This is a genomic window from Cellulomonas sp. P5_C5, assembly GCF_054049655.1.
In genome coordinates this window covers 1-11,035 of record NZ_JBFULY010000052.1, presented here as the reverse complement: position 1 = coordinate 11,035, position 11,035 = coordinate 1, and the positions used below count along the sequence as shown (strand labels likewise).

At 72.6% G+C, this 11,035-nt stretch carries 6 protein-coding genes and 1 pseudogene; 4 read left to right on the top strand and 3 right to left on the bottom strand.

Annotated elements, in window-relative coordinates; translation table 11 throughout:
• The 4 genes and pseudogenes from ACXJKF_RS22090 to ACXJKF_RS22075 form a co-directional block, all read left to right on the top strand.
• Positions 1 to 399, top strand: a pseudogene (locus ACXJKF_RS22090) (PKD domain-containing protein); the annotation flags it as partial.
• A 133-nt stretch (positions 400 to 532) separates the two neighbouring features.
• The gene (locus ACXJKF_RS22085; RefSeq protein ID WP_456789890.1) at positions 533 to 5,761 is read left to right on the top strand and encodes a PKD domain-containing protein; all 5,229 of its coding nucleotides are present in this window, start codon (positions 533 to 535) and stop codon (positions 5,759 to 5,761) included.
• Positions 5,758 to 6,795, top strand: coding sequence for a glycosyltransferase (locus ACXJKF_RS22080; RefSeq protein ID WP_456789889.1), 1,038 nt, complete (start codon positions 5,758 to 5,760; stop codon positions 6,793 to 6,795). Before ACXJKF_RS22085 ends, ACXJKF_RS22080 begins: the two co-directional genes overlap by 4 nt.
• Positions 6,792 to 8,162, top strand: a complete 1,371-nt coding sequence (locus ACXJKF_RS22075) for an oligosaccharide flippase family protein (RefSeq protein ID WP_456789888.1) — start codon at positions 6,792 to 6,794, stop codon at positions 8,160 to 8,162. The genes ACXJKF_RS22080 and ACXJKF_RS22075 overlap by 4 nt, the downstream gene beginning before the upstream one ends.
• 6 nt (positions 8,163 to 8,168) lie before the next feature.
• On the opposite strand, the gene ACXJKF_RS22070 is transcribed toward ACXJKF_RS22075, so the two are convergent.
• The 3 genes from ACXJKF_RS22070 to ACXJKF_RS22060 form a co-directional block, all read right to left on the bottom strand.
• The gene (locus ACXJKF_RS22070) at positions 8,169 to 9,188 is read right to left on the bottom strand and encodes a glycosyltransferase family 4 protein (protein ID WP_456789887.1); all 1,020 of its coding nucleotides are present in this window, start codon (positions 9,186 to 9,188) and stop codon (positions 8,169 to 8,171) included.
• Positions 9,185 to 10,243: a glycosyltransferase gene (locus ACXJKF_RS22065; RefSeq protein WP_456789886.1), complete on the bottom strand. Its 1,059-nt coding sequence runs from the start codon at positions 10,241 to 10,243 to the stop codon at positions 9,185 to 9,187. The genes ACXJKF_RS22070 and ACXJKF_RS22065 overlap by 4 nt, the downstream gene beginning before the upstream one ends.
• A partial coding sequence (locus ACXJKF_RS22060; protein ID WP_456789885.1) for an O-antigen ligase family protein occupies positions 10,240 to 11,035 on the bottom strand: 796 nt, incomplete at its 5' end. The genes ACXJKF_RS22060 and ACXJKF_RS22065, both read right to left, overlap by 4 nt.

The following is an 11,035-nucleotide window of genomic DNA, read 5'->3' as shown; positions in this document are numbered from 1 at the left end:
GACCTGGAGCTGGTGGGTCGTTCGGTGGGGACCACCGACGGGTACCGGTTGCGGCTGAAGATGCTGTCCACGGGTGTGGTGCGGGCGTCGATCGTCGGGATCTCCGGCGGGGTGACCACGACGGTCGGCCAGGTGAACGTGCCGGGCCTGACGTACACGGCGGGCCAGACGCTGGCGGTGCGGTTCCAGGTGGACGGCTCGGGCACGACGGCGCTGCGCGGCAAGGTGTGGGTGGCGGGCACGGCCGAGCCGGCGGCGTGGACGTTGTCGGGTACGAGCGCGACGGCTGCGCTGCAGGTCGCAGGGGGTGTCGGGCTCTCCGCGTACACCTCGAGCACCACGACCACGCTGCCCGTGGTCGTGAGCTGGTCGCAGCTCTCCGCAGCCCCGGTGGTCTGACGCACGCGACCGGGCGAGTATCACCCGGTTGCGTGTCCAGTTCACCCGCCCGTCACCCCATTAGGGCCGAAATGTCCACTTAGGCTCGGTTTGCACGGCACCCCAGCCGTCCCCCCGAACGCCCGAGGTGCCCATGTTCTCGTTCCGCGCCCCGCTCACCCGACTCGTCGCAGGAACTCTCGCGGCGGCCGTGGCCCTCGCCGGCCTGACCGGCATCGCGCTGGCGACGCCCGCGGCCGCGGACTCGTCACCGGCCGTCGCCACGACGCCCACGACGATCGCCGCCGACTCCCTGCCGACGACGCAGATCGACGGCGTGGTCTGGCAGCAGGGGGTCGCCGGCAGCAAGGTGTTCGTCGGCGGTGAGTTCACCAAGGCGCGTCCCGCGGGTGCTGCGGCCGGTGTGAGCACGGTCGCCCGGACGAACCTCCTCGCCTACGACATCGAGACCGGCATCCTCGACACCTCCTTCGCGCCGAACCCGAACGCCCAGGTGCGCGCGGTGGCGGTCTCGCCGAACGGCTCACGGGTCTACGTCGGCGGCAACTTCACGACGATCGCCGGGCAGACGCGCTACCGCATCGCGGCGTTCGACACCGCGACCGGAGCGCTCGTCGCCTCGTTCAACCCGGGCCTGGACTCGCAGGTCCGCGCTCTGGTGGCCACCGACTCGACGGTCTACGTCGGCGGCGCGTTCACCAGCGCGAACGGTGAGCCCCGCAACCGGCTCGCCGCGTTCCGGGCCTCGGACGGCGCGGTCCTGCCGTGGAACCCGAGCGCGGACAACGGCACGGTCAGCGCGCTGACGGTCTCGCCGGACGGCTCGATGGTCATCGTCGGCGGCAACTTCACCACGTTCAACGGGAGCGGCACCCCCGGCTACGGTCTCGCGCGGGTCGACGGGGTCACCGGCGCGTCGATGTCGCTGCCCTTCAACACCCTCATCCGCAACGGCAGCACGCAGGCGTCGATCACGAGCCTGACGTCCGACGGCACCAGCTTCTACGCCACGGGCTACGTGTTCGGCAGCACCGGCAACCTCGAGGGCACCGCCCGCGGGGACTGGGCGACGGGCGAGGTCGTGTGGGTCGAGGACTGCCACGGCGACACGTACGCCGCCTGGCCCGGCGAGGACGTCGTGTACGTCGCGGGCCACCCCCACTACTGCGGCAACGTCGGCGGCTTCCCGCAGACCGACCCGTGGTCGTTCTACCGCGCGCTCGCGTTCAGCAAGGCCGCGACTCAGACCCTCACGGCGGACCCGTACGGCTACTTCAACTTCGCCGGCAACCCGGCGCCGACGCTGCTGCACTTCTACCCGGAGATCAACACGGGCTCCTACACCGGCCAGGGCCAGGGGCCGTGGACCGTCACGGGCAACAGCGACTACGTGCTCTACGCCGGTGAGTTCACGATCGTGAACAACAAGGGCCAGCAGGKCCTCGCACGGTTCGCCCGGGTGGGCAAGGCGCCCAACAAGCAGGGGCCGCGTCTCGGGTCGGCCGCGTTCGCCCTCAAGGGTGCGTCCTTCGCGACGGGCACCGCGCGCCTCAGCTGGCCCGCGAACTACGACCGCGACAACGAGAACCTCACCTACACGCTGACGCGCAACGGCGTGGCCGTCTACACCGTCACGGCGCCGTCGTCGGAGTGGAAGCGGCCCACGATGGGCTACCTCGACTCGGGCCTCACGGCGGGGACGACGTACACCTACCGGCTCAAGGTCGTGGACCCGTTCGGGAACTCCGCGATCAGCGACCAGGTGCCGGTGACCGCCGCGAACGACGGTGAGGTCAGCCCGTACGCGCAGCACGTCCTCGCGGACGGTGCGTCGACGTTCTGGCGGCTGGGTGAGCCCTCGGGCACCGCCGTCTACGACTGGTCGGGCTTCAACGACGCGAACGCCGGCACGGGCGTCACCCGCGGCGCCACCGGTGCCATCAACGCCGACGCCAACGCGGCGTCGACGTTCAACGGGACGCCGAACGGTCTGGTCAGCAGCACGAACCCGATCGTGGGTCCGGACTCGTTCGCCGTGGAGTCGTGGATCAAGACGACCTCCACGCAGGGCGGCAAGATCATCGGGTTCGGCGGTTCGGCCACCGGGAGCTCCGGCAGCTACGACCGCCAGGTCTACATGGACAACAGCGGCAAGATCTGGTTCGGCGTCTACCCGAACGAGGTCCGGACGCTGAACAGCACGCTGGCGTACAACGACGGCCAGTGGCACCACGTGGTGGCCTCGATGGGCCCCGACGGCATGAAGCTCTTCATCGACGGGCGCCGCGTCGCGCAGCGCTCCGACACCACGTTCGGCCAGGCCTACACCGGCTACTGGCGCGTGGGTGGGGACAACCTGGGCGGCTGGCCCAACCAGCCGGCGTCGCTGTACCTCGCGGGCACCATCGACGACGTCGCGATCTACCCGGCGCCGCTCTCCTCGGCCAAGGTGCTCGACCACTGGGTCACCTCCGGCCGCGTCTCGACCGTGCCGCCCGCCCCGGCGGACGCCTACGGCGGGGCCGTCTACGCGGCGCAGCCCGACCTGTACTGGCGCCTCGGCGAGGCGTCCGGCACGGTCGCGGCCGACTCCGGCATCTCCGGCGTCACCGGCACCTACGGGTCCCTGGTGTCGAAGGGCGTCACGGGCGCCCTGTTCGGTGTGGCCAACAAGGCCATCACCACCCTGGGCACGCAGAACAGCCGGGTCGTGAGCACCCAGCAGGTGGCCGCACCGGGTGTCTACTCCGAGGAGCTGTGGTTCCGGACGAGCACGCGCAACGGCGGCAAGCTCATCGGCTTCGGTGACGCCACCACCGGGACGTCGGGCAGCTACGACCGCCACGTGTACATGGAGACCGACGGTCGCCTGACGTTCGGCACGTGGACCGGGCAGACGAACCTCATCACGTCCCCGCTCGCCTACAACAACAACCAGTGGCACCACATGGTCGCCACCCAGTCGGGCGAGGGCATGCGCCTCTACGTCGACGGGGTCCTCGTCGGCACCAACCCGCAGACCGGCGCCCAGTCCTACTCGGGCTACTGGCGCGTCGGCGGCGACACCACCTGGGGTCCGCAGCCCTGGTTCTCCGGCTCGCTCGACGAGGTCGCGGTCTACTCCACGGCCCTCGACGCGCAGACCGTCGCCAACCACTACGCGCTCGGCAAGACGGGCATGCTGCCCAACCAGAGCCCGACGGCGTACTTCACGGCCACGCCCACCGACCTCTCGGTCGCGGTCGACGCGACGGGCTCGGCGGACCCGGACGGCACCATCGCGTCCGCGGCGTGGACCTTCGGGGACGGCGGGGTGGCGACGGGCACCACGGCGTCGCACACGTACGCAGCGGCAGGCACGTACACGGTGACGCTCACCGTCACCGACAACCAGGGCGGCACCGCGACGACGTCGCAGCCGGTCATCGTGACGGCGCCCAACCAGCTCCCGGTCGCCGCGTTCACCGCGACGCCCACGGACCTCGTCGTGGCCGTCGACGCGGCCGGCTCGTCCGACCCCGACGGCACGGTCGCCTCGTACGCCTGGAGCTTCGGTGACGGTGGCACGGCCACCGGCGCGACCGCCTCCCACCTGTACACCACGGGCGGCACCAAGACGGTGACCCTCACGGTGACCGACGACGACGGTGCGACGGCCACGGTGGCGCACGACGTCACGGTGGTGGCACCGAACGTCGCGCCGGTCGCGGCGATCACGGCCACGACGTCGGCGCTGACCGTCGACGTGGACTCGGCGGGCTCCTCCGACTCCGACGGCTCGATCGTCAGCAGGGCGTGGACCTTCGGGGACGGGACGCCGACGGTGACGACGTCGTCCGCGACGCACACCTACGCGGCACCCGGCACCTACCCGGTGATCCTCACGGTCACGGACAACCGCGGCGGCACCGCGACGGCGACGACGGAGGTCACGGTCGCGCTGGCGAACGTCGCCCCCGCGGCGGTGTTCACGGCCACCCCGACCGGTCTGACGGTCGGCGTGGACGCCACGGGCTCCGGTGACTCGGACGGCTCGATCGTGAGCTACGGGTGGAACTTCGGGGACAGCCAGACCGGGACCGGTCTCAGCACGTCCCACGTCTACGCCGCGAGCGGCACGTACGACGTCACCCTCACGGTGACCGACGACGACGGTGCGACCGGCACCACGACGCAGCCCGTCACGGTGATCAAGCCGAACACGGCGCCGGTCGCAGCCTTCACCTCCACGGCGACGGACCTGTCGGTCGCGGTCGATGCCACCACGTCCAGCGACGCCGACGGCACGATCGCCTCCTACGCCTGGACCTTCGGGGATGACGGGACGGCGACCGGGGTCACGGCGGCGCACACCTACGCGGCGGCCGGCACCTACACGGTGACCCTCACGACGACGGACGACCAGGGCGCGACCAGCTCCACGACGCACGACGTCACGGTCGCGGCACCCGTGCCGAACCTGGCACCGGTCGCGGCGTTCACCACGACGGCGACGTTCCTCTCGCTGGCCGTCGACGGGTCGACCTCGACCGACACGGACGGGACGGTGGCGTCCTACGCCTGGACGTTCGGGGACGGCGCCACGGCGACCGGTCCGACTCCGCCGGCGCACGTCTACGCCGCCGCCGGTTCCTACCTGGTGACCCTGACGGTCACCGACGACGACGGTGAGCCGGCCACGACCTCGCGGACCGTCTCGGTCACGGCACCGCCGGCGAACCTCCCGTTCGCCGTCGACGCCTTCAACCGGACGACCACGGGTGGCTGGGGCTCCGCCGAGACCGGTGGCGCGTGGACCGTGGCGGGCGGTGCGACGAACTTCTCGGTCACGCCGGGCGCCGCAGCGATGCGCGTGACCGGTGCCGGGTTCCGGTTGTCGTCCTTCCTGCCGGTGTCCTCGACGTCGACGGACTTCTCGACGCAGGTCTCGATGAACGTCATGGCGACGGGTGCCGGCACCGACCTGGAGCTGGTGGGTCGTTCGGTGGGGACCACCGACGGGTACCGGTTGCGGCTGAAGATGCTGTCCACGGGTGTGGTGCGGGCGTCGATCGTCGGGATCTCCGGCGGGGTGACCACGACGGTCGGCCAGGTGAACGTGCCGGGCCTGACGTACACGGCGGGCCAGACGCTGGCGGTGCGGTTCCAGGTGGACGGCTCGGGCACGACGGCGCTGCGCGGAAAGGTGTGGGTGGCGGGTTCGCCCGAGCCGACCGCGTGGACCCTGTCGGGCACCAGCACCACGGCCGCTCTGCAGGTCGCGGGTGGTGTGGGGCTCTCGGTCTACACCTCGACCACGACGACGACGCTTCCGCTCATCACCCGGTGGAGCCAGCTGAGCGCCCGGCCCGTCGTGCCATGATCGCGTCGGAACAGGAGTGGTCGGCGGCGCAGGGGGCGCCGTCGGCCCTCGCAGGGGGAGGGCACGTGAACGGGCTCGAGGTGGTCGTCGGGGTGCTGACGTACAAGCGCCCGGACGACCTGCTCGCGGCGCTGCCGCTGCTGGTCGCCCAGGTCCGCACGCTCGAGCCTGCGGGCACGGTCCTGGTGGTCGACAACGACCCCGCGGCCAGCGCCCGGGACGTCGTGCTCGACCTGGCCCGGACCGGACCGGTGCGCTACGTGCACGAGCCGGAACCCGGCATCGCCGCGGCGCGCAACCGTGCGCTCGACGAGGCCGGCTCCGCTGACCTCCTGGTCTTCATCGACGACGACGAGCGACCGGTGGACGGCTGGCTCGCCCGCCTGGTCGACACGTACCGGGTGGACCGGCCGACGGCCGTCGTCGGCCCCGTGGTCTCCGAGTACGAGCAGCAGCCCGACGCGTGGGTCAGTGCCGGGCGGTTCTTCGACCGCCGCCGGCTGGCCACCGGCACGGAGACGGACGTCGCGGCGACCAACAACCTGCTCCTCGACCTGGCGCAGGTGCGCGCGCTCGGCCTGCGGTTCGACCAGCGGTTCGGGCTGAGCGGCGGGTCGGACATGCTCCTGACGCGTCAGCTCTCGGCGGCCGGCGGGCGCATGGTGTGGTGCGACGAGGCCGTCGTGGTCGACGTCGTCCCCCCGGACCGGGTGACCCGGCAGTGGGTGCTCGCGCGGGCGTTCCGCAGCGGCAACACGTGGAGCCGGACGTCCCTCGTGCTGGCCGACGGCCCTCTCGCCCGCGGGCTGGTCCGGGTCCGGCTGACCGCCCAGGGTGCGGTGCGGGCGCTCGGCGGCATCGCCAGGACGGGCGTCGGCCTGCTGACCCGGTCCCTGTCGCACCAGGCCCACGGCCGCCGCACGCTCGCGCGCGGTGCGGGGATGCTCGCGGGCGCCTATGGCACCGTGTACGTCGAGTACGCCCGTGACGGCAGCCGCACGGTCCGCGCGACGAAGGTCTCGACGACGTCGTGACCCGGACGGATGGAGGCAGCATCCCGGAGGCGGACGAGAGCCAGCCGAAGGCCAAGCGCCAGGGCTCCGCCCGGAGCATGACGATCACGCTGGTCGGGAACTTCTTCCCGGCCGCGATCGCGCTGGCCACGGGGCCGATCCTCGCCCAGTCGCTGGGCGTCGAGGGCCGTGGCCAGGTCGCCGCCGCGACGGCTCCGCTGGGTCTCGCGATCGCCCTCATGACGTTCGGGGTGCCCGAGGCCGTGTCCTACGCGGTCGCCCGGCACCCGCGACTGGTGCGCACGGCCGCCCGCAACGGGTTCCTCATCATCATCCTGGCGGGTCTGCTGGCGACGGCCGCCGTGCTGTCGGCCCGCGGGTGGCTCAGCGGGGGAGACCTCGACATCCAGCACCTGATGGTCGTCGCGTCGCTCGCGGTCATGCCGACGCTGCTGCTCGGCGTGCTGCGCGGCATCGCGTCCGGCCTGCAGCAGTGGACCATGGTCGCCTCGGAGAAGGTGCTCGCGTCCGGGCTGCGCCTGCTGGTCCTGCTGCCCCTGTGGCTCACCGGGCACCTGACGCCGTTCACGGCCGTCGTCGTGCTCGCCGCGATGCCGGTCATGGGCGCCATCGCCTACCTGTGGCTGCCGCGCCGGCTGCCCCCCGCGGAGGTCGACACAGAGAAGGTCGCATCGACCAAGGCCATCACGGGGTACGGGATGCGGCTGTGGATCGGCACGATCTCGGGGGTCCTGCTCTCCCGCGTGGACCAGACGCTGATCACCCCGCTCAGCAGCGCCTACCAGCTGGGCCTCTACGTCGTGGCCGTCAACGTCAGCGAGATCCCGCTGATCATCCACCGCTCGGTGCGGGACGTCACGTTCGTCACCGACGCGCACCGCAGCCAGGACGCCAAGCTCGCGGCGTCCGCGCGCATCTCCACGCTGATCTGCACGGTCGTCGCGCTCGGACTCGGGCTGACGATGTGGTGGTGGCTGCCGATCCTGTTCGGGGAGGAGTTCGCCCCGGCGGTGCCCATCGCGGCGCTGCTGCTCGTGGCCGTGGTGCTCAGCACGCCCGGGTCGATCGCGGGTGCCGGCCTGAGCGCGCGCGGCCGGCCGGGTCTGCGCAGCATCGCGCTGGTCATCGCGTGCGTCGTGAACGTCGGTCTGCTGGTCGTCCTGGTCTCCGAGTACGGCGCCCTGGGTGCCGCGTGGGCGACGGTCCTGGGCTACCTGCTCTCCAGCGCGCTGAACCAGTTCTTCCTCAAGCGGCTGTTCGGCGTCTCGATGCTCTCGTTCTACGGGATCCGTCGCTCCGACCTCGGGATCCTGCGCCGGTACGCCGCGGGCGTCGGCCGGGTGCTCCGGCCGCGCCGCCGGCGCTGACGGGAGTCAGCCGAGACCCACCGCGGCGGCCATGTTGTCGACGAGGTGCACCGACGTGAGCCGGTCCTCGACCACCGCGCGGGCGCGCAGGCCCAGGGCGCGGGCCTCGGCCGGGTCGTCGAGCAGCTCGACGACCGCGTCGGCCAGCGACTCGGGCGACTCCGTGGCCACGAGCCGGGCGTTGGCGCCGTCGTCGACGTAGTCCTCCACGCCCGGGGTCCGGGTGAGCACGACGGGCCGCGCGGTGGCCATCGACTCCAGCGAGACGGTCAGGCCGGACATGTGCAGGTTCGGCCGGGTGGCGACGGCCACGACGCTCGCGCGGGCGTACAGCGACCGCAGCTCGACGTGCGACAGGCGCGGGACCTTGGTCACGCCGGGCGGCGGCGCGACGTCGGACGAGCTCTGGACGACGATCTCGACGTCGGGACGGGCCTCGTGCACGCGCGCCAAAGCGGCGAACAGCGTGGCCGGGTCCCGGTCCCGGTCGCCGCCGACGCTGACCACGAGCGGACGGTCGGCGGCGGGCTGCGCGGAGAAGAAGTCGGCGTCGACGCCGAACGTGAAGAACGAGACACGCGTGCCCGTCCCGGCCAGGGCGCGCTCGAGCGGCTCCACCTGGGCCTGGCTGTTCACGAACACGGAGTCCATCCGGCGCAGCACGTCGAGGGTGCTGCGGACGCGCGCGCTGTCCGGGTCGGCGGCGAGGGCGTCGGTCAGCCAGATCGCCCCCGCGTGCATGGCGGCGTGAGGGGCCAGCACGAGCATCCGGCGGGCCAGGTTCTCGTCCCAGGCGATGCCGATGTCGGTCGCCGACGGACGGGGCCCGCGACGCACCATCGCGCGCAGCCGGTCCGCACGGGTGGGCTCCGGGAGGCTCCGTCGCGTCAGCGTGACCCCCGGCCGCGCCAGCAGGTCCAGCCCGTACGGCCAGCGCCCCGGGACCTCCCCGCGCTCGTGCCGGGCCGTCCAGGAGTCGACGTCGCGCTCGCTGCGGAACATGACCTCGACGTGTGCCGTGCTCATCGATCTCCTCGGACGGGGGCGGGTGACGCGTGCCCGCGTACCCGGGCGAGCGCCGTGCGGAACGCGTCGGCGTGGGCGGGGGCGACGACGGACCAGTCGCGCGCGGACAGGTCGGGCCGGCCCGGCAGGTCCGTGCTCGCCAGCGCAGCGGCGAGGTCGGCCGCGCCGACCTCCCCGGAGAACGTGGGGAGCCACGCGGCGCCGACCTCGGCCGCCAGCTCGGTGGCCGTGTCTCCCGCGGGGACCAGCACGGGCCGGTCCAGGGAGAGCGCCAGGAGGGCGGCGCCGGAGTTGTGCAGGCGCCGGTACGGCAGCACGACCACCTGGGCGGCGCTGATCTCGGCGGCGAGCGTCTCGTCGTCCACGTACTCCAGCCGCACCCCGATCCGCGGGTCCGTCGCGGCCTGCTCCGCGACCGTCCGCCCGAGCGCCGCGTCCTCCGGGTGCCCGACGACGCGCAGGCTCGCACCCGCGTCGGCGAGGTCGCGGAACGCTGCGAGCAGGTCCTCGACCCCCTTGTACGGGCGGACCAGGCCGAAGAACAGCACGCGTCCGGGCACCGTCTGCTCCCGCGGGAAGCGTGCGAACCAGTCCCGGTAGTGGGCGTGCGCGATGGTCACGACGGGCGCACCGGGCGTCGCGTCGACGGGCAGCGGGGTCGCGGGGTTGAGCCGGACGAACAGCGTGGTGCGCCGGTCCATCCAGCGCAGCAGCACCCGCTCGACGCGCCCCCCGGGCTCGTGCGGCGTCGCGTTGTGCAGCGTGCGCACCACCGCGGTCCGGCGCAGGCGCAGGCGCAGGAGCAGCGCGGCCGTCGCCGCCTGCCGGCCGAGCGTGCGGACGCGCGAGCTGCCGCGGGGCAGCTTCTCCGGCCAGTGCACGTGGAACACGTCGTACCGGTCCCGCAGGGCGCGCCGCCACGTGAACGTGCTCGCGACGACGTCCTCCGGCAGCTCGGCGAGCAGCTGGACCAGGTACGGGTTGGTGGTCGGGCGGGGGCCGGGGAACGACTCGAGCACGGAGATCGTCCGTGCTCCGGTGGTCTCCGTCGTCATGTGGTGGTCACCTGGGTGGTCGGGGTCACGGGGGCCTCTTCCGCGTCGTCCCGCCGCACCAGCAGCAGCCCGAGCCCGAGCACGAGGCCCGGCATCGAGCTGAGGATCGGTCCGAACGCGAAGTTCCAGAGGAACAGGCAGGTCAGGTAGATCACCAGGGCGGGCGCGGAGCGGCGCGCGACCAGGGTGGCCAACGACCAGATCGTGATCCCGAGCATGGCGCCCGCCAGCACCAGCCCCGGGATGCCGAAGTTGGCCCACAGGTCCGCCACGAGCGCGTGCAGCTTGATCTCCGTGCCGAACATGTAGTGCTCGACGTAGCCGTTGTTCGGGTCGTAGTTGAGCGCGGCCATGCCCGACTTGGCGACCAGGATGTCGTCGAGGTTGGCGATCACGCCCACCCCGAAGCCGATCGGCCGGTCCTGGGACAGCGCGATGCTGGCGCCCCACTCGGGCCGGCCGCCCAGCAGGATCGACCCGGACGCCTCGACCTGCGCCTGCGACCGCTCCTGCGTGGACTCGCCGAGGTAGYCGTCGAGGATCAGCGTCGTGCCCACCGAGTACACGCACGCGGCGACCCCCGCGAACAGCGCGATCGTGGCCAGCGCGCTGGTGCGTCGCCCCATCGTCGTGGGCCGCAGCTGCCACGCGACGAGCAGGGCGGTGAGCAGGAGCGTCGCGAACGCGGACCGTGAGTCGTTGAGGGCGGAGGCGCCGGCCAGGCCGAGCAGCAGGACGATCTCGACGGGCCGGGGGCGGTTGCGCAGGACCAGCGCGAGCAGCAGCACGATC